The sequence below is a fragment of the Candidatus Neomarinimicrobiota bacterium genome (assembly GCA_036476315.1).
Taxonomy (GTDB): Bacteria; Fidelibacterota; Marinisomatia; order Marinisomatales; family S15-B10; genus JAZGBI01.
The window spans coordinates 14,626-38,615 of sequence record JAZGBI010000109.1 but is presented as its reverse complement, the minus strand read 5'-3'; the positions used below and the strand labels follow the sequence as shown (position 1 = coordinate 38,615).

General features: G+C 45.7%; 12 protein-coding genes. 3 read left to right on the top strand and 9 right to left on the bottom strand.

Features of this window, described 5'->3' with window-relative positions; all coding sequences use genetic code 11:
* The 9 genes from V3U24_11620 to V3U24_11580 all read right to left on the bottom strand — a co-directional run.
* On the bottom strand, positions 1–1,189 hold a 1,189-nt coding region (locus V3U24_11620; GenBank protein MEE9168091.1), incomplete at its 3' end, for a hypothetical protein.
* A 58-nt stretch (positions 1,190–1,247) separates the two neighbouring features.
* Positions 1,248–1,832 carry a transposase gene (locus tag V3U24_11615; protein ID MEE9168090.1) on the bottom strand — a complete coding sequence of 195 codons (585 nt, stop codon included), beginning with the start codon at positions 1,830–1,832 and terminating at the stop codon, positions 1,248–1,250.
* 177 nt (positions 1,833–2,009) lie between these two features.
* Positions 2,010–2,492, bottom strand: a complete 483-nt coding sequence (locus V3U24_11610; protein ID MEE9168089.1) for a transposase — start codon at positions 2,490–2,492, stop codon at positions 2,010–2,012.
* 453 nt (positions 2,493–2,945) lie between these two features.
* Positions 2,946–5,861, bottom strand: a complete 2,916-nt coding sequence (locus V3U24_11605; protein MEE9168088.1) for a TonB-dependent receptor — start codon at positions 5,859–5,861, stop codon at positions 2,946–2,948.
* A gap of 165 nt (positions 5,862–6,026) precedes the next feature.
* On the bottom strand, positions 6,027–7,697 hold the full coding sequence (locus V3U24_11600) for an FG-GAP-like repeat-containing protein (protein MEE9168087.1): 1,671 nt from the start codon (positions 7,695–7,697) through the stop codon (positions 6,027–6,029).
* A gap of 298 nt (positions 7,698–7,995) precedes the next feature.
* Positions 7,996–9,012: a hypothetical protein gene (locus V3U24_11595; GenBank protein ID MEE9168086.1), complete on the bottom strand. Its 1,017-nt coding sequence runs from the start codon at positions 9,010–9,012 to the stop codon at positions 7,996–7,998.
* 423 nt (positions 9,013–9,435) lie between these two features.
* Positions 9,436–10,617, bottom strand: coding sequence for a PorV/PorQ family protein (locus V3U24_11590; GenBank protein MEE9168085.1), 1,182 nt, complete (start codon positions 10,615–10,617; stop codon positions 9,436–9,438).
* 11 nt (positions 10,618–10,628) lie between these two features.
* Positions 10,629–13,952, bottom strand: a complete 3,324-nt coding sequence (locus V3U24_11585) for a hypothetical protein (protein MEE9168084.1) — start codon at positions 13,950–13,952, stop codon at positions 10,629–10,631.
* Positions 13,953–13,957: 5 nt separating this feature from the next.
* The gene (locus V3U24_11580) at positions 13,958–16,798 is read right to left on the bottom strand and encodes a TonB-dependent receptor (protein ID MEE9168083.1); all 2,841 of its coding nucleotides are present in this window, start codon (positions 16,796–16,798) and stop codon (positions 13,958–13,960) included.
* A 670-nt stretch (positions 16,799–17,468) separates the two neighbouring features.
* On the opposite strand from V3U24_11580, the gene V3U24_11575 reads away from it, so the two are divergent.
* The 3 genes from V3U24_11575 to V3U24_11565 all read left to right on the top strand — a co-directional run bounded on the left by V3U24_11575 (position 17,469) and on the right by V3U24_11565 (position 23,990).
* A complete protein-coding gene (locus V3U24_11575) occupies positions 17,469–18,761 on the top strand; it encodes a peptidylprolyl isomerase (GenBank protein ID MEE9168082.1) in 1,293 nt (430 codons plus the stop codon).
* A gap of 235 nt (positions 18,762–18,996) precedes the next feature.
* Positions 18,997–20,862, top strand: a complete 1,866-nt coding sequence (locus V3U24_11570; protein MEE9168081.1) for a PQQ-binding-like beta-propeller repeat protein — start codon at positions 18,997–18,999, stop codon at positions 20,860–20,862.
* Complete coding sequence (locus tag V3U24_11565; GenBank protein ID MEE9168080.1) at positions 20,748–23,990, top strand: family 10 glycosylhydrolase; 3,243 nt, start codon at positions 20,748–20,750, stop codon at positions 23,988–23,990. The genes V3U24_11570 and V3U24_11565 overlap by 115 nt, the downstream gene beginning before the upstream one ends.

Sequence of the window (23,990 nt, the reverse complement as noted above, 5' to 3'; positions counted from 1 at the left end):
AATGCGGCTCGCCATCAGTGGGCATACCATCGCCTTCTCCGAAATCGGGTTCAGTATATTGTTCATCGGTGGGTCCGACACCATCTGCACCGAGGTCATCATTTAATGATTCACCTTCATCCCAAACACCATTTCCATTCAAGTCGGTAAAACTTTCCCAATCCCCATCCTCATCACCTTCCCAGTGATCTTTAGGTTTACCATTGTTATAAATACCTACTGATCCGAAGACGTATTCGCCTCGCGGGCTGCTTCTACTTTCATCGATAAGACCATCATCATCATTATCTATGCCATCTCCTAATTTCTCTTCGATGAGATTACCAAATTCATCATAAATATAGATATCGCCTATCCCCGGACTCTCGAGAAAGGCATAGCCAGCTACACCAACGGGCTCCCAGCCGGTATTACCAAGCCCATCGCCGTCCCAGGCAAATGTGATGTCTAATAGGGGGTCGAATTCACCCCAATCGTCGTACGAATCCCCGTCGCCACCAATGCCGAAATCGATGTACATCCCGAATAACGCTTTATCGTAGTCGATGGTACCCACGTTTTTAATATCGTAGTGCCAGAAGATTACGTCTTCAGCCAGCACATGCGACCATTGAAAACCCCGTACGCCCACCCGCAGTCCCAGGCCACCTCGGGCCGAGTCATGGGTATCCGGATAGAAGTCAAACTCCTTATCCACCGCATCGTCCATCACGAAGTACGTTTCCAAATCGGCGTTTTTGACACCCATCCCGAAAAACCCGTTCCAGAAGGCATCCCCGGTTTCTTGGTCATACCAGTCGGGCTGGTCCGGCCAGCGCTGGGGCCACGTGCCGGGATCATTGCTCATTGCGGGGGAGTCCTGATCGAGATTCACATAGCCTGGAAGGGGCTGCCAACCCCACTCCGTTCCAGTTTCTGGGTCAAAATCAACGAATTCCCTATAGTTAGCTTCTAACGGGTGGATTGTGTTTCCATGAATATCGACCACTTCTGCAGCCACCCACGGGGCGACGCCATCTAGATAGGAATGACCACTGCCCTTGGGCCATTCACCGGAAGGCTCAAAGGGGTTTTCGGCAACTTCACCGTGATTATAGAAAATCGTCCGCACCAGATTCCCATCCATGATCCCTCGTTTTTTCCAGATCGGGTCACCGTATGGCTCCTGAGAGCAAACGATACTGCTCATGATAATCACAAATAATATAGCTGAGATCATTCTATTTAGTCGTCCCTGAAAAAGTGGGTTACATAGCAAAATTGAACTTTGCTTGTTGTTGATTCCACTTCTCCCGACCAGATTTGAACAAATTCTTCCAGTTTCTCACCAGAGTAAAAAGGGACAAAGAGAAAGCTATCAGCAGTCCGCCAGCTGGCGGATTAGCCCCGCTGCCGGCTAATAAGGCATTGATTCTGTCCCCTTCCTTGCCTTTTCCATAGGATCCTTTGGACAAATAGTTCCGGTCCATTCGGTTATCGTACTTGATATGGCTTATTTTGGGCTCCACGGCGCTGCGCCGTCGTCGCCACTTCCGTTCCCAACGGGAGAGTTTTTTTCGTCCTTGACCCACAAGATGAATGGCGGTTTCGCCTTGATACTGATGACCGCGATAGCCCCGATCACAGTAAGCGTCTTTTGGCTTCCACCCGATGAGCCGTCTGATCTGATCCAGAACCGTTACCAACGTATGACCATCATAAGGATTGTTATGGAGAGCTTGGATACCAACCACCCAGTTATCCCTGGAACTGGTGGCTACACTCACCTTACACCCAAACTCATACTCCGCCAGCTGGCGGATGAGCTTTTCCTTTTGAAATACATTCCACATGAGGTTCGTGGATGCTCTAAAGCTTATTCTTGCTGGTCCTCTCCTGTACCAACAAACGTTCACTTAACAGGAGTAGATCTGATAACCCAGGATCTGTCTCACCTGCCTTCCGATGGATATCTCGCGTTTACACGTCCTAAATATGTCTTTAGCTTTCTGGTCTCCCTTCTGGCACGTTTATATTGCTTTGCGTGAGCATAACGGTTCTGATTGACCAGCGCTTCCTTTCCCAATCGGACACAGCTCTGTCGAAGCTGGATGCCACGAGACTTTGCTTCCTTTACTAATGGGTTCACGCGTCTTATGATAGAGGCGAGCGTCTGTGGGAAAAGCAATGGCCTTCTCCTGAACCGTGGTGTCAATATTCACTTTGTTCAAATGGGAACGCTTCAATAAGCCTAATTGCTGAGCTGTCTTCAATGTCTGGTAGAATACCTTCTCTATCCCTTCGGGCCCAATTCGTTGCCGCCATTTGACCAGGCTGGTAGGATCTAACGGTAGTTCATGTTGGAAATACTCAAAGCCGGCAAAGTACTGCCAGTAGGGGTTCTCCAAGAATCGCTCCATGACAGACTCGTCACTCTCATCGAATGTGTGCTTCAGATTATGGAGAGCGACCATCAACCGAATGGGTTTGCCAGGACGACCGCTGTTTTCCACATACAAGAGCCCAAACTCCTCCACGAAATAGGACCAGTTTACAGCACGAGCTAACTGGCACAAGGGATGGTCTGTGTCGATAATCTGCTCTAAACGGTCCGGCAGCTGCCGGATTCATCTTGAGGTCGGGCTTGAGATTTTGGGTGCATATTTCACCAGTTTTTTTGGGGTTAACGCAAGGCTTTCTGGCGAAAATTTAACAAGGTTTGGTGACTTACTCTATTGATATTAAGAACGTTATGATATATTTCAGGGACGATTATTTAGTGTCTGTCTTTAATATTAAAATGTATCCATCTGAAAATATAATTTTCATTTACGCAAACATTCAGTAAACCCGTTACAATTTTGATTTATCCGCATATATTTCCCTCATTAACCGTTCACGGCGTTATCCGTCAGCTGACGGATTTCTGATGATAAGGCCATGAATGCCTTGCTAAATTTTGCTCATCAAAATCCAATCGAAACCCCAAATATTACTCTCCTTGGTTCGGAGTAGTAATCAGGTCTGGTCAGGAATTCATCCAAAGTATTCACACCTCTCACACTTACCGGAGGATCAATAGTATAACCGGCTCGTCCGGTATCTGAAAAAACAAGCTTTTCATTTTGCCGATCAAAAATATTATACGCTTTAACATAGACAGAGTACACTGTACCCAAAGTTTTAAACTCCTTTTGTGCTTTCAGATCGAATGAATATTGGGGTGGTTTTCTTTCACTGTTTTTAAAGGTTGCCCCTACATTTTCAATTTTGGGTGTGTATGGAAGCCCGCTTCCCACCCTTGCAATAACACTCAAGCCCCAATTCCCTGGTTGACTTATAGTTATATTAAAATTGAGAGTATGTGTCTGATCCCAGTCCAGTGGGACGATTTGAATCTCACTCTCTTTATTACTCTTAGCATCTTTGAAGACTTGCTGTGGATCGGAGGCGTTACCCTCAGCTACTTGATAGGTATAGTCAACGGAAGCATAAATATAGTTTGACCTCCTTTTCTCAAGAGCTAAGGTGATACCCTTTACATTCCCATAGTCACGGTTAATAAAACGAGCATACCTATCCTGAGTGTAAGTAGTAATGATTTCCATGCCTAAAAGATGTCTAATATCTTTGTAAAAACTGGTTATATCAATGCCAATATTTTCCGAAAGTTGTTGTTGTAAACCAATTTCATAAATAACCGTACGTTGTGGTTTCAGTTCTGCATTGCCCATCATGGAAGATAATCCAGGCCAAACCTCAAATTCCGAATTGTCAAATAACTGCTCAAAGGTGGGTATTTGGGAAAAATGGCCATAAGAAAAATGGATAGCGCCCCGGTCTGTAATGGGATAAGAAATTCCAACCCGAGGACTCAAATTGTGTAAAGGTTTTGCATTTCTATAATTATTTTTCCATTTGTTTCCCCGGACATTGACAGTATCGAGAATTTCACCCATAATAGCGGAATCATATATACTTTCTCCCACTATTCGAACACTATTATCCTGGGGAGAAAGAACCGTAAAATATTTTGCATTGTCGGGATCTCTAAGATCAATAGGAACTTTCGCATTTGCGTTAAAATAATCATATCGTAGACCTACATTAACAATCATTTCTTCAAATTCCATTTTGTCTTGAATATATGCCGCTGCCTCAACGGGATGGTGACGGTAACGATTATTTGCGATGGATGTAGAACGGGCAGGAGTAGGTTCAAAAGGTCTAATAATGATTCCTGCATCATTTCTCTTAGGAATTATCTCGAATTCGTGGAAATACAAATTGTTCTGCCTGAACTCCAATCCGATTTTTGCTTGATGTGAATTATTGATTTGACTGGTTAAATCCACCTTTCCTCCAAATGAACGAGTATTCCGGTAATAATGCCACATTTCAGTTCCACCTGTCTTAAATGCTTTCTGTGAAGCATCATTTAAACGTTTAGGGTCAACATATCGAGAATCGAGAGGATCCTGATATACATACCTTTTATAATCAAAGAATGTATCGGAAAGCTTAAGAGTATAAAAGGACTTGGAACTCAAAGTATGATTCCAAATCAACGATTGTGTATATCCGTATTTGAACTGTTGATAATCTCCACCCGGGTTTAACTTGAATAAATGGGAATATTCGCGAAAATTGATCTTATTCCAGAAAAAAATGTAAGAAACTTTAATGGTTGGGGAGAGCCGATAAGTAAGTTTCCCTTCAGCGCTTATTTTAACAAGTGGATTCATAGCAACAAATGCGCCATCACCAGATTCTTCCACATAGACATTCGGTTCTCCAGGAGTCGCGCTGTCGTCACCTTCACCGTCATCTCCGGTATTTGCGGTGGAATCTGCACCCACATCATCTTTTCTCACATCCCAATTCGCAAAATTAGAAGAGTCGGCAGGCAAGAATCTTCTTTTCCCATAAAGCCAACCCTGGGTGTCATAATACCTCCCTGTAAGAAAAAAAGATAATTTATTACCAAACAATGGGAGTGGGCCATCCATACTTAATTGTACATTTGATACATTTTTAAAATTAATATTGTCAATATTCATAAACAGATTATTATTGCGGCTAAGATAGTCCCCAGAATAAAAAGAGATATTCCCCCGCAGTCTATCACCCCCCTCCTTGGTTACGATATCAATAATTCCGGACATTGCCTGACCATACTCCGCATTGAACGTCCCGCTAATCACTTGCAGTTCCTGAATGGAGTTATTTTCAATTTCAATGGCAAGCTCACCGGAAAAAGGATCTGTTACTGAAATACCATCAACCAAATAAGAGATTTCACTGGATCGCCCCCCTCGGATATGAATCTCACCCCCAGTGCCAATAATAATTCCAGCCTGAAGCGCCAACACATCCTCAAACTCCTCAACGGGCATTCCTGCTATCTCATCACTACCTACGATGGAAAGCGAAGATGTAAGATCTTTTTGAACAATTGTCCGCTCTGCAGTAATAGTTACCTCCTCAAACTCCAATATGGAAGGTTGTAATTGAAAATTAAGAGCAGTAGTAACATCGATTGATATTTTTATACCCACCGTTCGGACGGAAGTGTATCCGATCATCATAGACTTTACATCATAAATACCGGGTGAAATGTTTAGAATAATATATTGGCCATCAACATCGGTAGCAGCTCCCATGGAGGTTCCTTCAATGATTATGTTTGCTCCGATCAATGATTCTCCCGTAGAAAGATCTCGAACGGTACCTGTAATTTTACCCGTGGTTCCAGCTTTTAACGTGGATCCTAAAATACAAACACAAAGAAAAATGAACAGAATATTGACTCGACGTGAAATCAGATTTTTAATAAGATATAACTTTGCTGATTTGCTAAATCCATGCAAAATACTACTCATTGAACCTATTCTAACCCACGAGCTAAAGCATGAGGTAATTGATCTGACAATGACAACGGGTTCACTAAATATTTACGATTTCTCATTCCACGATCCCACACAAAAAGCCCCACTGAGGATTAATCAGTGGGGCTCTAAGTTGAGACTTCCTTTATTGAAGTCAGTCTACCTCAGCAGTATCATCTTTTTTGTGGATGAGAATTGCCCAGTTTTCAACCGATAAAGGTAGATACCGGTAGCCACTTGAGCTCCCATACTGTCCCTGCCATCCCAAACAGCAACATAAGAATTTGCCATTTGATGTACGTTTACTAATGTTCTCACGTGTCGGCCCAACAAATCATAGACCTTCAGAGACACATCGGTAGCCGCAGGTAAGTCGTAAGCAATGGTGGTGACCGGGTTAAATGGGTTCGGATAGTTCTGCTTCAAAGCAAAGGTCGTGGGAAGTTGTTCCTTTGGACTCTCCGCTTCAATTCCCAGGGTAGTAGACTCAAACTCAAAGACATAGAGTCCCAAGAGGTTATCAACCGGGTCATCGCCGGACCAGGGAACTGTCGCTACCAGTTCCAGATGTCCGTCATTGTCCATATCACCTATATCCACATTAGCCGGACGGCCAAAATGACCACCAGCCACTGTCTCCCCATCTATGGTCGTGTAGTAGAATGAGTAACTCTCTTCCTCGGTGACGGATCCGCCTTCATACTCCATATCCATGATCGCACCAAAGTTGTTTCCGGCAAAATAGAGGTCAGGCAAACCGTCCCGATCCAGATCACCAGGAATACATCCACGTACCTCGCCCCCTTCGTTGAACTCAACACCATCCAACTTCCAATCGTGAAGAATATTCCAGTTCGCATCGTCAAACATCGTCGACACATCTCCATTGGGAGTTATAACCCACAAAATACCCTTCGAATCGGATAAGTAAAGCTCATCTACTCCATCCTTATCAAAATCCGAGGCCTGAATCCTACTCTTCACTGTACCTTCATATCCCGTCGGAGTCGGTGTCCATGTATTCACCACTTCATAGGCGTCTGTTCCTGTGTTCTCATACACACGAACATCCCCGGTACCTTCGTTCCACATGATAATTTCCTTAAGTCCATCATGATCAATATCCGAAATGCCGAAGCCCGAGTTCTTCGCTCCCTCCCAGACATCCGTAAACTCTACCAGCCACTCCGGACTACCAAAATCGGAATTACTCAGCTCGACGATCTGCAGGAAGATACTGGCACCACCACGATGGGTCAGCACCATTTCCAGATTGGCATCATCATCCATTTGAAGGTACTGAACGTTGTTCTCCAAAGCCACGTAACCGCCGGTATCTCTGGGTAGATCAAACGTCACCGTGGGAGTGCTGGGCAAACCGTTATCCGTACCATCCCACTCAAAGACGAGAAGGTTATCCACGTTTTCAACCGTTTGTATAATTGCTGTAATTTCCGAAAAACCGTCATTGTCCAGATCCGTCACCATAAGCCCACGCTCACCGCCGCCAATGTCAGCAGAAGCAAACTGGTAAAACCACACTTCACTGTAACTGTTGTCGGCATCCGCCTCAAAGAGACTAACCTTGTATAGTGTCGCACTCTCATTCAGCCGCTCGTAAACCAACATCTCTCCCCAGCCGTCTTCATCAATGTCCATCCCTACTTTCAGCGTATAGCCGCGACCATACTCAATATCATCCGCTTCGTGCCAGGCTAAACTGAGATCGGCATTGTTACCTACTTGACTATAAGCAGGTATCACAAAGATACCAAAAGCCAACACCAACAATGGAAGGAATAATTTATCCATTAGCTTTTTCTTATTCATTAGTTATCTCCTTAAAGGTAATTTTTTTTGAATTAAGGCAACGATAAAACCATCGCCCTCACATTTCAGTAAAAGATTTAATTGAAAGAGTCCCACTTTTGGTTTGAATAGGCAATCGCTTAAATGCAATATAATTTCATTAACAAATAAATGTCAAGTGCTTTACTTCAGTCTTAAAATGGAAGTTGTTTTTCTGAATAACCCTGAATTGAACATTATCTCCAAAACATCTATACAATTGTTAGAAATATTTGATGCTAATTTTATGCACACTGTGTTGAATAACTTGGAATGATAATTATTTTTTAAGACTTACTTTTTCTAAAATGTGTGTCGGATCTCCATTATATGGATTAATCTTAAGCCACACTTCCTCAAAAATAACTGTTTCAATAACTCCATTTCCCATATCATATCTTACTTTGATGGAACCATGTCCTTCCAGATTATCAATGTGTTTTAATAGATTTTCGTACTGATAGTTTGACATGGGTACTTCTCGACGGGCTAACGTGAGATGACCCCTTTGAATATAAGGGAAACCATCACCTCGAATAATCGGTGGATTATCCGGATCATAGGGTGATCCGGGCGGTGCGTAAAGAAAGCTGTGAGGAATTCCAGGCCAAATATGTGTGTTGTCACGATTATAGTCGTGCATTCCAAGAGAAATAACATCAAGGGAATCTCTAAATTCCAATATTCTCTGAAAATCCTCAGGTGTTGGAATATAATTACGCTGTTTATATTGCGAAAATAATCTCTTGTGGTCATCCAATTTCATCGTTATTTGCAGGAAAAGTTTGCCATGAATCTTAAGAGTTGGATTATCACCCTTGGAAGGATCCCACAGACCCGCAATATCGATAACTTCCCCTCTTGCTAATGGCGTAAAAGGATCAAAATCTGTTCTAATTCTGCCACCCTCTAATTTCAAAAGAAGTGGAACATCGTTGGTTGTAGGATCATACCGGTTAACGGGAATACCTAATTGTTCCAATTCTGCATGGGCTCTTATACGCCAATATTCATGGGCCGCTTGTTCCATTCGCTCTTCCCATGCTTGCGGTTTGAATTCGTAATTATACGTCTTTGGTGGAACTTTTTTATAATCATAATTCTGTTTGTCTTCCTCAATGTATTCCCAAGTTCCGTTATCCTTTAGAATAACTCTTTTACCATTATCTGTTATGGCATAGTTTTGCTGAACATGCTGACCACTTGCCGGAGCAACAAGGAACAGTACGGAAAAAATTAGCACAATATTATTCTGCAGCATTCTTCTTTCCTTTACTCTATTAACCATATTGATCATCAAATTTCACATATGCCTACTGTTTGTTTGCTGTATTCATTAGTTATTTATTAATATGTAACTTAGAAAATAAGATTTAGGGTATAAGGCATGAGGTCGTAATCGTTTGAGAGAATTTTATTTTCGTAAACAGTGTTCTTTTGCCATAACAATTCTTTTAGCCTGGATAATTCATCAGCATTATTCTGATATCGCTTATGTAAAAGAATAATAAACACTTATACCAGATCAATATTAATTCTGATGAATTATCCACCGGAGGCGGCCTTCGGTGAATTATTCATCAGCAAGCATAGATATTCACAAGTATTTGTTTTAATGGCATTTAAAATCGATTGCTTGTTTGCTGATGAATGATTCAGGTTAGGATTGATAAATCCAACGAGATCTTGTCCGAAGGACGCTGTAGTTGAATAATCCAAACTAAAATTCAAACCCCAAAGAAAATCGTTGTGCATTATGCAGTCTACCAAAATCCTGTAAGGCATAATCAATCTTTACTGCAATTCCTCTTGCCAATTTCAATTTTGTGCCGACTCCGGCAGTAAATCCTTCTTCAGTATCAAGGGTGAACAAATTCTTGTATCCAAATCTCAGGGCTACCTGATTTCTAAAGATATATTCCATCCCCAGGTTAATATACTCCGTATTGTCGTTCGGGTGAGCTGCATCTGCGGCAATTGTTAATTGGTTCCTGCTATTCTTGAGAAGGTCCATCGCTATGCCGACCCTGAAAAGAAGGGGTAAAGGAAACTCATCAGTCTTCTTAAATGCTGGGATTCGCTCATTACTTCCACCGAATTGCGGTGCCTCATCATAGTTTACGAAGATGTCTTTCCCTTCCAATTTCATCGACCCTCCAAAATTTGAGATGCTCATTCCGATCATCATCCCGTTAAACTCGGTTCGGAATAAAGTTCCTATATCGAGGGCATACCCTTGGGCATTCATATGCCAAATTTTCTGTGAAATATATTTTACATTAACTCCAATCGAAAACTTATCCGTCAGATTCTTAGCATAAGACAATCCTGCGGACAAATCGCCCTGGGAAAATTTTTCCCCAGTGCCCTCAGGATTCTGTACGGTTCTAACTTCCATTTCATCAGTACTCAAGGAGGTTACACTTACTGCGATTGATCCCATGCGGCCCATAGGCAACACAATGCCTGCAAAGTCGAAATTGGTTCCTACCAACCAATTTGTATGAATCAATGTAGCCTCGCTCTTCGATAACCGGGCTATTCCCGCCGGATTCCAATAGATAGCAGTTGCATCATTGGCAATCGCAACAAAGGCGCCTCCCATTCCTAGTGCCCTGGAGCCCACTTCAATTTCTAAGAATGGAGCAGCCGTGGTGCCTACTTTCGAGACATTGCTTACAATTTGACCTTGCACAAGATTGAGTATAATGAAAGTGACAAAAAAGAAGAGGGAGAATAGGACATTTCGAACAGACTGATTGAAATATGAAACTCTAAACCCCGACACTGCGTGTACGGGGTTTCCAATACGCTTCGATTTGTCCAAAAGACTCTTTGAGAAACTTGTCCCGATTCTCGGGAGAAACTTGTCCGAAAGAACCTTTGGGCAACTTGTCCTCATACAAATTCTCATCACTTAATAATGGCAAACCTCCCGAGCTTTTCACCCAGATTGTCTGCGTCAACGTGGAAAAAATAGAGTCCGTAAGCCACTTCCATTCCATCTTTGGTTTTTAAATCCCAGAATTCCGTTCCGTTGGCTATAGTGGATTCATGTTCAATGATACGTACGAGATACCCACGGGCGGTATAAATACGTATGGTGCACTTTTCCGGAAGATTAATAAATCCGATTTTTCGCTCTCCGCGTCCGGAAATGATGCCGGGGGGTAACCTCTGCTCCCACGAAGCTGCTGCAACATAAGGATTGGGAACTACTACAATACGGTCCAACCTCTTTTCAGCAACAGATCTATCGACGTAAGCTGCCATTGTTTTCAATTCATAAATATCACTTGATCGAAACGGTTTGGTGACTGAAATAAATAATGTATCCCCAACCGTAGGAATAATAGGCTCCACACGAATCGTATCAACACTTATGTCCTGTCCGACTCCTGTCGTATCGAATATGTCCAACGGTTCTTCTAATGCTAGTCTCCAGCTCTTGCTGTAAGTCCCATCATCGTGTTCCGCCCAGATATAGACATAGTCAATGTTCGCACCCCCGATAAATAGTCCATCCTCTTGCCCCCTCGGTTCTTTGAATGCAAACCTGAGCTTCTTTGGATTTTCAGCAAAGGTTATGTCCCATATCTGGAACTTCGCTGGCCTGTTGTTGAGGCTAGAGCTTGCAGGATCCCATGATGTGTCGATCATTGTGCTGTCAAAAATAATCATATAATCAGAAGGAGAACGATACAATGGACCGGAAGATTTGCGATCCCGTACATTAAGTTCATAATTACTGCTACCGGCAATCCACCCTGAATTGGATGGGTCATAGTTCACGGTTGAATCATTGTAGATGGTGAGCATAAGACCGTCGAACTCCAGGCTGTTGTCTCCGTATATCCCTGTTTGGTTGGAAAGGACTGTGCGAAAATCGGTCATATTCAGGACGGAATAGATGATCTCATTGGCAGATGTATCATCATCATTGGCAGATGTATCACCAAAGACTAAATGGTAGGTAGTGCTGTCTTTTATCTTAAGTGGGTCGAGCAGGGTGTATAGGATGGTTCCAGTCGCTGGTCCGGCGATATGTTCCAGCTCGGATAATTCGGGGGGAATGTATCCTGCAGAGGGAGGAGATGGTGTTGCAATGGCCGTGTTGATTCCCTTACCGATAACGTTGCCCAGCTTATCCAGTTCAAAATCGATGGCGCTAATACTCGGGGAAGCGACAAGAAGAGTGGAATCATTAGAAAGCCCTCGTTCGAAGAAGTCAGTGTCGTATCCTTTGTCGTAGGATACAATAGCATAATAATAAGTCTGTCCATTCAGGACGTCCGTATCTACCCAGAAGTGTTTGAGCCCACTATCTGTGCCCATGTTCAGGTTTGCCCCGGTGGGTTCATCTATCCCCGGTTCGGAACCGATCCCGACCGAATGGGGACCCACAAGCCCATCCACCAGATCAAACTGTGCTGCAGGCTCAAAAAAGACGACATTCCCGTAACTGTCTGTCACTGGATCCGAATCGGAAAAGTCATACCAGGTACTTTTGTAAATCATATATCCTTCGAAGTCAAATCCATAGACAGGATCCCGGGAACGTTCAGCGAGCTTGTCCCAATAAAGGGTCACCTTTTTGTCCCCTGCTACTGCAAGAACTTTCGGCTTAAGCGGGGGAGTTTTAAAACGGTAGTTGGCGTCGTAAATGTTCTGAACTGTTTTCTTGTTCCGAAGAATGTCATCTTTATCTTCTCCTAAAAGGAGGGCAAGGGAAAAACGTTCCGTTTTACCGGGCTCAAGCAGGAAGAAACCGGAAGCATAGAAAAATTCGTAATTTGTGAGTCTATTAGGATCAGGAGTTACAAAACGATCCGGTTGTAATAATGTCCACATGAGCTCATCATTGGCAAAGACGACCGAATTCTCAACATGGGATTCCATGCTGGTCAAACCAATCTGGTCGGACTCATCCACATCCAGTATCCCGAAATTGGGTTCTCCTTCCGTCGGGATACCGTTACCTTCCCCGGTGTCCTTGCCTGGATACTTGGGATGGTCGGGCCCGATACCGTCCATTCCTAAATCGTCATTGAGTACTTCGAAGGATGATTCCCACTCTCCATTCCCATTCAGGTCACCAAAGCCAAGCCAATCTCCATCCTCATCCCCGGACCAGTGGGGGACTGGTTCCCGTTTGTAAAACAGTCTAAATCTATCCACATCATCAATGCCATAAGGAAAGGCGTCCAGCCAGGTTCCCGCATCGTTATCCCGACTTTCATCAACCAAACCATCGTCATCATTGTCAATCCCATCTAGATCTATCCCCGGGCTTTCCAAAAAGGCAAATCCTATATACCCAACGGGAGACCATCCGCCGGACCCCAAATTATCATTATCCCAGGAATAAGTAATATCTATATTCCCATAGGCAATAAATTCAGCTAAATCATCATTCTCCTCCCCTGTTCCCCCAACCCTTGCGTCGAACACCTCTCCGAAGACAATTTTATCGTAAGTGGTTGTGGAGACGTTTGTTATGTCATAGAGCCAGAAGATGCAGTCTTGAGCAAGGGGATCGGACCACTGGAGGCCTCTGACAGCGACCTGGAGGCCTAAACCGTGGCGGTTGGGGTCAGTGTTATCCGGTATATAATCAAACTCCACATTGTAGTTATCATCCATCACGAAATAACTCTCCTGGTCAGCCTGGAAAACGTCACGACCGAAGTAGCCATTCCACGATCCGGGCCACCCGGGGTCATCCTGATTCATCCTATCGGGCCAGTCTGAGGGCCAGCTTTCTAAAAGGTCACTCATGGCAGGGGAATCCTGTGCCGGATTGAAAAATCCTGGTAATGGTTCCCATCCCATCTGACCTCCCAGAATTGGATTGGTATCCGTGGCATCCCAGTCCAGACTGCTTTCACTGAGAATATGAATGGTGTCTCCGTGTACATTCACAACTTCTGCTGCTACCAATATACTGTTTTCGTCGCCGTATTCATGACCTGATCCTTTAGGCCACTCGATCCGTGGAGGTGGATAACCCCATCCATGCCAACCACTGATGTCACCTTGGTTAAAATAAATCGTAGCAATCAGATTTCCATTATGGGTCCCCATTCTCCGGAAAGTTACATCTCCATAGGGACCACCCCCGTAAGCCATCGTCATCAACAGAAATAACATCGAACCGGTTATGATCCCTGATAAACCGCGGAATTGTCTCTGTTTCCCTGCCTGTTCGGCAGACAGGCGATAAGTTAAAATCTTCATAATGATTAAAATCCCAAGCTGAAGCCCAATATAAATCGTCGTGGTTGAGAGAACATATGAGGGCGATTCACCCATTGTGGTTCTGATCCTACGTCCACCCACTCACCCCAGTACTGCGTACGAACTGTGTAACCCGCACGTCCGGTATCATTGTACACGGCAATTTCATTCCTCCTGTCAAAAAGGTTATAAACTTTCATAAACAGTGAACCCTTGATTCCTCCGATATTGAATTCTTTATGAGCATTGAGGTCAATTGTGATATTGGCCGGTTTTCTTTCATTATTCTCAAAACGAGTAAATTGTGCACCCGTTTGTGGGGGCTCGAAAGTATAGGGCAAACCACTGCCAAATTTACCCAGAATACTCAATCCCGAGTTTCCAGGGATCGTTACCGTTAGATTAACATTTAAAGTATGTGTCTGATCCCAATCTAAAGGAACAACCCTGATTTCACTTTCACGCCCGCCAATCGCATCCAAAAAAGCATCATTCGGATTTGAGGCATTCCCTTCGGCAATTTGAAATGTATAATCCAAAGAAATAAATGTATTTCTAGAAGATCGTTGATTTAAGGCGAATGTCACGCCGCGAATATTTCCATAATCCCGATTGATATATCTCGCATAGAGTCGTGTGTCATACATCTCAATAATTTCAGTACCTAACAGATTTCTCATATCTTTATAAAATCCGGTAATATCAATCCCAATATCGTCACTGATTTGTTGTTGAAGTCCCAATTCATAAATGATCGTTTGCTGCGGTTTCAATTCGGCATTACCCATTTTGTTGCCTTCCGCTTCAGGATCAATACTAAATACTCTATCAAAAACTCCTTTACCTTCATTCTTATTTAGCGGTCCTGACCGAACCTCAAACTCAGAATTAAAGTAAAGATACTGAAACGGCGGTGTTTGAAAAAAGTGACCATAAGAAAAATGAATTACACCTCTATCCGTGATAGGGTAGGCAATTCCAATTCTGGGACTTATTTTTTGCGTTGGTTCAGCATCTTTATATTTGTATTCCCACGGTTTGTCTTGAATATCGACGGTTCTCAATAGAGTCATAGTAGTGGAATTAAAATCTCTTTCACGAATGCGAAGAGAATCAGCATCATCAATTTTCACCCAAAAATACTTGGCATTATCCGGATCTCTGAAGTCGGTTGGAACTTTACCGGCAGGATCAAAGTAGTCAAATCGAATACCGACATTCACGATCATATCCTCAAATTCCATTTTGTCCTGTATATATACTGCAACTTCCAAAGGACGGTGTTCGTAATTGTTGTAATTTATATTTCCCGGAACATCCTCCCCGATAGCAGGCATATAATCAGTGCTCCGATCCAATAACACCTTAAAATCTTTATAAGTCATCGTGTATTTTGTGATCTCAAATCCGGTCTTCGTTTGGTGATTATTTGTTACCTGACTCAGCAGATCAAACCTCCCACCGTAACTTGTCGTCCTTCGACTTACATGCCAGAGTTTGGTGCCACCGTCGTAAAATCTACCCCTGTAGGCCTCAACATCCACATATTCAGGATTGAATGGGTCATCAAAGACATTCCTTTCATAATGGGTTGCTATATTGGATAGTTTAAATGTATAAAATGTGGTGGCAGACAACGTATGATTCAGGGAAAAAATTTGAGTGAGTGCATTCTTAAAGTGCTTGTAATCACCATCCGGGTTGAATCTGAAAAGCTGGTCATATACACGGTAGTTTGAATTATCCCAAAATACGCCATACGAGAGTTTAATCTTTGGGAGAGGTCGGAAAGTCAGCTTTCCCTGTGCAGTCGTTTTCCAAAAGAAGTTCATTGAGACAAAAGCACTATCCCCGGGTTCAACCGCCCAAAATACACTATCAGGGTTAGATTGATCAAGATAGCCAGGAGTTACCCACCTTCTTCCATACAACCATCCTTTATCACTGTAATTTCTACCGGAAGCAAAAAAAGTTAACTTTTTCCCAAATCCTGGAATTGGTCCATTTAGACTTACTTGTATATTCGTTAAACCATTGGGACTCATATCATTGATATTCCAAAACACACCATCATCAAAACTCAAATAATCCCCTAAATAAGTTGAAATATTTCCCGATAATTCCCGACCCCCATCCTTAGTTATGATTTCAACAATACCTGACATCGCCCTTCCGTACTCTGCATTAAATGTTCCACTGACTACCGTAAGCTCCTGTATGACGTTATTTTCCACTTCCACTGCGATTTCACCTGAGAACGGATCACTTACAGAAATACCGTCAATCAGATAAAGAATTTCACTCGACCGGCCACCGCGAATGTGAATTTTGTTGTCACTTCCTTTAATGATTCCCGCCTGTAGTTCAAGAATATCTCCAATCTCCTCCACAGGCATTTGGGAAATTGTCTCAGCGCCAACGATGGCCTTTGTAGAGGTGAGATCCATCTTAATTATGGGTCTCTCGGCAATAACACTAACCGCTTCCATCTCCAAAATCGTTGATGTAAGCTCAAAATCGGTGTGTGTCGTGAAATCTGCTGAAACCTCCACATCCAGAACTCTTATGGCTTGATACCCTATCATCTCCGCTCTTATTGTGTAGGACCCCGGTGCGACGTTCAGAATAATATAGCCACCTTCCCAATCTGTTGCCGCACCCATTGTCGTACCTTCGACAATAACATTCGCACCTATGAGCGGTTCACGAGTTTCAGCATCCACGACCTTTCCAACGATTTTGCCGGTCGTTCCCGCAAATGCATAAGTTGCTACCAAACATAATAAAACGGGAAGAAATCTCGGAACAACCGATGAACTAAGTCTCGATGAAAAGTAGAACTTCACCCTTCGCCTCCTCCAGAATCTTACCGATGAAAGAATTGCGGTCAACCACAACCCTCTGCCCGGACGCATCACTGATTCCCAGCAATTTTCGTTGGTTTCGTTGATTTCTGAGAACGTTTTTAATATAATCAAAAGATTCCACTACTATCAAGGAGACAAATGCTCCCAATTCCGATATAGAAGTGTGAAAGGTCCCTCCGCTTCCTCTTGATGAGACACTTGCAGGACCCAATTGACCGATAGGAGATATATCTTTTGTTTCGGGTGATATGTCTTGCATCACAACCGGAGTGAATTTTAACATTGCAGTATCACTTGATAGAGAGAGGTTCTGTTTGTCCGAATCAAGAAATCCGGCAAGAACCAATATCTTCAGGTTGTGGATAACGGCAAGGTCAAACCAAGAGTCGTTATCGCTCCGGGGCAGATGCCATGAAACACGACACAGATGAGAAAAGTGTAGTGCCAAGCCCGTTTTTGGTCTCCGTAACTGCCTGTATTCGTGAAGTTAGCTTTTGCAACTGTAAAAGATCGGTCAAACATAATTTCGAATAAATATCAAAAAATGGGTTTGAAACAAAGCTACAACAGACGGGGATTTGTCTATTTAATACCCGTTTTATTTCTCATCAATTGCGCAAAAGAACCGCAACGGATTTCTGAGGAAAATGTGGCTCTCGTCAATGGTGAACCGATTACGAAAGAACAGTTTATACAACGATTGGAATTCACACCCTTCCCTGAATTTCATAAGGTGACAGAAAGGAATAAGAGGGCATTGGACGCATTGATTGACGAGATGGTGGTGAGTCAGTGGGCAGTGGAGAATCGCCTGGATGATTCACCGGAATACATAGAGGCGGTGGATTTCGCCAGGCAACAGGCTCTTATTCGTGAACTCTACCTTGAAGAGATTCGTGCTCACGCGGAACCCGATTCGGAACCGATTCATCAGGCATTACAAAAATCAACTCAACAGTTGAAAGTTCGGGCACTATTCAGTAAGGATGAAGACATTGCTGGAGAATGGCGCAAATCGCTTCGCTCCGGAAAAACATTTGAAGATCTAGCAATAGAAGCAGAAAATGATCACAGGACTCAGATTACCCATTCATCAATTCATTGGGGGGATGGCACAGTACCCATTCAGGTGGAAAGAACCGCTTACCAGTTAAATCCTGGTGAGGCTTCGGAGGTTGTTGAGTTGTCTCATGGGTATGCGATCCTTTTTGTCGAACACAGGGTGCAGGATCTGTTTCTAACCCCGTATGAGCTTCATAACAAGCGGCAGCAGGTAAAACAGCTCCTTCAAGCCCGGGTAGAGAGCCGATTGGCAAATGAATACGTGAACAATCTACTGGCACCCCTGACAATCAGGCAAAAGGCAGTGGGGTTTCTTGAGGTCATAAAGTCTCTCAGAGCAGAGCTCGATTTTCGTTCTGAGGATTCGCTCCAACCGCCCATGATCCTTCGCGACGAGATCAAGTTATCTGAGGCGTTTGATCTCTCCCTGCCGGTTATTCAAGCTCCTGATTTTGTATGGGATGGAAAAGATGTGTTGCTCTTGCTCAGAAAGTATGATTACCCCATTAACACCGAGAATGGTGAAGCGCTGAGCAAAAGCTTGACAGGATTCTTGAAAAGTACGGTTCGTGACCATTATTTAGCTGAAAGAGCAAAAGAGTTGGGCTTGGAGTCCACTCTACGGGTCCGTGCTGACACTCAGATGTGGCGCCGATATTTCTTGTACATGATGGGCATATCTGCTCTCCATCAGAACAAGACTGTCGAAAGCGACAAAGAGCAGATTGCTGAACGGATCAGGGAGTTGCGCGATAAGGCTCAGGTCAAAATCAATGCCTCTCACCTGCAGAGTATTGAACTCACAGGTATTCCTATGTTGGTTTTTTGGGGGAGTGATCTTAATCGACAATTGGTCGTTCCTCCCTTGGTGCAGTTCTGAGAACCGACTGCCTGACGGGCTCCACTACCGGGTCCGCTGTCTTGTTGTGACAACAATTGCACGGTTCTTCATCAAGATTAGATAGGTTAAGTGAACAATAGTGCGAACGGTTTGTAAATTCGGCTGTGAGTAGTGGAACCTACTTTATCCGCATGTTTGCCAGATCCTTCACGGGTAAGACTACCAATGATCACACACGCCAATTCGTTCAGACCAGAAGGGCGGTGCTGTTGAGGTGACATTGTTTTTCCGTTATTGCTTCCTGATTCTCAGTTACCTTTCTATCTCAGTCACATTTGCTGAGGACCGGGAAACTGTCGCACGCTTTGCCTGGCTGAGCGATACTCATGTGGGCAGCAGTACCGGTGCCGAAGATTTGAGTCTCGCCATGCACGATATCAACCGGATGAACGACATTGACTTCACTCTCATTTCGGGAGATATCACAGAGACGGGAGACGACTCCAGTCTGGAACTTGCCAAAGCGATTCTCGATAGTCTCCGCAAGCCGTACTACATTGTTCCCGGCAACCACGACACCAAATGGTCTGGGTCGGGAGCGACAAAGTTTCCCAAGCTGTGGGGAAGCGACAGGTTTGTCTTTGAGTTCGGGGGTTTCCGTTTCATCGGATTGCACGAGGGTCCCCTGATGCGCATGGGGGATGGACATTTTTCACCGGAGGATCTGAGGTGGCTCGATTCGGTTCTGGTGAACCTTCCCGAGAAAGAAGAGCCACTCATATTTGTCACGCACTATCCTGTCGACTCCTCCATAGACAACTGGTATGAACTGCTCGATAGAATCAAACCGTTCAACATAAAAACCATATTGGTGGGCCATGGCCATCGCAACAGGGTCCTCGATTTTGAAGGAATACCTGGTGTAATCGGCCGATCCGCTCTGAGGGGCAAAGATCCGGTGGGAGGATACACGATTGTGGATATCCTCGGAGACAGTCTTATTTTCTACGAACGAACCACCGGGAAAGGGACCAAACCGTCCTGGCACCGGCTGTCACTTGAAGAGAGAGACTATCTCTCTGATACCACGGAATACGAGCGACCGGACTTTTCCATAAATGCAGCCTATCCACAGGCGCAGGTGAAGTGGAAATTTGACACGGACCATACCATTGCCTCCGCACCTGCGGTCTGGCGGGATCATGTGGTAGTAGGGAACAGCAACGGAACCGTGCACGATCTCTCGGTGAAGGATGGGACGGAGAGATGGAGGATTCAGACGGGGTCATCCGTCTATTCGACTCCCCAAATAGCAGGTGGAAAGGTGGTATTTGGCTCAGCGGACAGCAGTATCTACTGTCTCGATATGGAGAATGGAAATCGCTTATGGCAATATGCAACCGGGGCTCCGGTGGTGGCAGCGCCGGCGGTCCGTGGCGGCACGGTATACGTGGGTGGAAGTGACGGTACTTTCAGGGCAATCGATCTGGAATTGGGGACCCGGGTGTGGGAGTTTTCCGAGGTGGGTGGCTTCGTTGAAACCAGGCCGCTCGTCTATGAGGACAGGGTCGTCTTTGGCGCCTGGGACTCCTATCTTTACGCACTGGATTCTCGCGACGGCTCCCTTGCCTGGAAGTGGTGGAACGGGAATCCTTCCACGCTCTATTCTCCCGCCGCCTGCTGGCCTGTAGGATCTGAAAAGAAGGTTTTCATTGTTGCCCCGGACAGGTTCATGACGGCCATCGACGTTGAAACGGGAAAAACCGTGTGGCGAGCCGATGGGTATAACGTGAGGGAAACCATCGGCATTTCCGAAGACGGCGCCACGGTCTACGCCCGGTCCATGTGGGATACCCTGTTCGCCTTTTCCGCCTCAGCTCAGGAACCGGAGATTATCTGGTCAACCTCCTGTGGTTATGGCTACGACATCGACCCTTCCATGCCGGTGGAAAAAGACGGCGTCGTCTTTTTTGGAACCAAGAATGGTCTTGTGATTGCCGCAGGCGCCCAAACCGGAGACCTCAGGTGGAAACACCGAATGGGCGTCACGGTGGTGAACACGGTGGCTCCCGTGGACGCACAGCGGGTGGTGGTGACGGATATGGACGGCAGGGTGATGCTCATCGAAAGTCAACACTGAATTCGCGGATGAATCGGGTTATCTATGTTTCGGTATTCCTTTCGTTAGGCTGCGTTTTCTCGGCAACTGCCAACGAGGAATTCCGGGCTACCTGGGTGGTCACGTGGGATTTAATCAATTCGGGCAGTAGTGTTGAAGAGAATCAGGCTCTCGCCCGGTCCATCATGGATAATCACAGAAAAGGCAACATGAACGCCGTGTTGTGGCAGGCCCGCCAGAGCGGGACCGCCTATTATCCGTCCTCCTACGAACCGTGGGGCTCTTACGCGGGTCACCAGGACCCCGGCTATGACCCTCTCGCCTATGCGGTGGAGGAGGCACATAAACGAGGTCTTGAACTTCACGCATGGATGAATGTGTTCGAGGCCAGGAGCAGTTACCCTGGGAGTCCCAGCCAGGAGCACGAGGAGTGGATCTGCAGAGATCGCGACGGCAATCCTATGACGTCCAATCTTGCTCTCTCACCCGGACTTGAAGCAGTGAGGGAATATCTCCTCTCCGTCGCCATGGAAATCGTTGACAATTACGATATCGATGGCCTTCATCTGGACTACGTCCGCTGGAATGAATTCACGAGTTCTCAGCGATCCCGCGGGTTTGCGCGGTTGGTGGAAGAAAACCGGTACTCTGATGGAATGATTACGGAAGAACAGATACGGGAACTGCAGGAGAATCCGGGCGGACGATACCTGTACGACGCGGCACATCCGTACAGTGAGGATCCTCCGGACAGTGTTGACGGAGGCCAATTCCCCTCCTGGGAGGATTGGTGGCGGTGGACGGTGACCGAATTTGTCCGGGTACTGCACGACTCCATTCAGGCCGTGAAACCGTGGGTACGCCTCTCCGTGGCGGCGCTGGGGAAATACAACTGGTCTGGCTGGCAGGGATACGGCGTCGTTTATCAGGATGCCGCTCTATGGTTCAACGAAGGGCATATCGATCAGTTGACCCCCATGCATTACCACTGGACAACGGGAAATGAATTCTACGGGATGCTGACGGGCTCCTGTCCTCAATGCTGGGAAGACCATATTGAAAAGGGGATTTCCAACGGCCGGCTTTACAGCGTGGGGCCCGGGTCTTATGCCCTGGCCGACCAGAACAGGTGGAGAAACCATCCCCAGATCGTCGAGACTTCCCGCAGTGTGCCCTGGGTCGACGGTTTTCAGTTCTTTAGGTATGGCACTTGGGACTACTATCAATACTGGGAGGAAGCGAAGCAATTCTTTCCAGCCAAAACGAAAGTTCGTGGCACTGCCCTTGTGGATACAACATATCCTGATAGTCCGACTATCGATATCATCAAGATCGATTCGCTGAAGTATCGATTGACCGTCACACCCCGTGATACGGGTGGAGTCGATAACTGGTACGTAGTCTATCGATCGGAAGACGCGAACGTGAAGACTGGTGATGATCTGATTGTTGAGAGAGTGTTTGGAAATCGTGCCTTCACTGTTTCGGACAGTTTCCCGGGAACGCAGGATTTCAACGGCCAGTACAGCTACGGAGCCACCACGCTGAACCGGTACTGGAACGAATCTCCCCTTTCCAATGTTGTCATGAGTGACTCGATTCCATCCTTTCCGCCCACGGTGATTCAGTCCGATCCGGTCGAGGGGGATACGATCAGCGTGAGCGCAGAGATTATCATTTCATTCTCGAAAACGATGGACGTGCAAACGGTGCCGGATGCTATAACTCTATCGCCCACCGCGGCCGTGGAGCAGATAATCTGGTCGAGCGATCACAGGACCCTCACTATCCAGTTTGAACAGGTTCTCAATTATGCCAACAGTTACAGGTTCACGATAGACACTGGGGCATTGGATATCAACGGATCGGCCATCGATGGAGACGGCGACGGGGTGGGAGGGGACCCTTACGAGCTCAATTTCAGAACCGAAGAAGAAGACGTGACAGGGCCCGGGATTGTTTTCAGCTACCCGTATTATGAGACTGAGATGGACATGTTCGATGTAGAAGATGTTGTGACAATTCTCTTTGACGAGCTCGTGGATCCCGGTTCCATCAATGACACGACCGTTCTCCTTAACAGAGGATCCACAGGTATCGACAGAAGTCTTCTCCTGACAACGTACAACAACAGATCGGTCCTCAGCATCCAATCGGACGATCCACTGGATCCGGAGCGATCGTACCAGATTTTTCTTCACAGCACGATCAAGGATCTGCTGGGTAACACCGTGGGTTCCCATATGACCATTGATTTCACGACCCTTAATCAGGGCTATATGGAGGAAATCCTGATTGACAAATTTACGTTTCCCGGCAACTGGGAATCGCCCGGTTACAGCGGTTCCACCACGGGAATACTGGCAGGGACGAGTTTTGGGTACAGCACGGAAACCTATCTTCCAGCTTCCGCACCGAAGAAATCGGCCAAGCTCACCTATGTGTGGGACCAATCGGCGTCTGAACATCTGCTCCGGGAGTATCTTTCGGGAGGAGCCCCCAGAGATGTACTGTTCGATACGAGTTACGTGCTTCAGTGTTATTTATACGGTGACGGGAGTCACAACAAATTCCGGTTCTGCGTGGATGACCACGCTCCTGCTGAAGGTACAGCGGCGTATCATGAAGTCAGTCCCTGGAGGACCATAGATTGGGTGGGTTGGAGGCTGGTTGAATGGGATCTGGGATCTGATCCCGTGGGAAACTGGATTGGAAATGGAATCCTCGAAGGCGACCTCCGGATAGACAGTTTTCAACTCACTCACGAACAGGGGGCAGCCACCAGCGGAACCATCTATTTCGACGATCTCCGGATAGTAAGGAAAACGCCTCCCCTCTCGGTGGCCCATGCCGGACCTCGTCTGCCGGAGAAATTCCGTCTCTTGCAGAACTATCCAAATCCTTTCAACAACCGTACGGTGATACCCTTTGAACTCCCCACACCTGGCAGGGTGCAGCTCACCATTTACGACATCGCCGGACGCCACGTGAAGACGCTTGTAAACCGTGAATTCCCGGCGGGAATTCATAGTGTCGAATGGAACGGTGAAACGGAATCGGGTACCCGGGCAGGATCGGGCGTCTATATCTATTATCTGGATCGGGAAGGCGGCCTTTTTCAGGCCAGGAGAATGCTTCTCCTCAAATGA

Excerpts from the sequence above, each read along its gene's own strand:
- V3U24_11615 (MEE9168090.1), bottom strand. The coding sequence starts at position 1,832 with ATGTGGAATGTATTTCAAAAGGAAAAGCTCATCCGCCAGCTGGCGGAG.
- V3U24_11585 (MEE9168084.1), bottom strand. The coding sequence starts at position 13,952 with ATGAAGATTTTAACTTATCGCCTGTCTGCCGAACAGGCAGGGAAACAG.
- V3U24_11590 (MEE9168085.1), bottom strand. The coding sequence starts at position 10,617 with ATGAGGACAAGTTGCCCAAAGGTTCTTTCGGACAAGTTTCTCCCGAGA.
- V3U24_11600 (MEE9168087.1), bottom strand. The coding sequence starts at position 7,697 with ATGAATAAGAAAAAGCTAATGGATAAATTATTCCTTCCATTGTTGGTG.
- V3U24_11595 (MEE9168086.1), bottom strand. The coding sequence starts at position 9,012 with ATGATCAATATGGTTAATAGAGTAAAGGAAAGAAGAATGCTGCAGAAT.
- V3U24_11605 (MEE9168088.1), bottom strand. The coding sequence starts at position 5,861 with ATGAGTAGTATTTTGCATGGATTTAGCAAATCAGCAAAGTTATATCTT.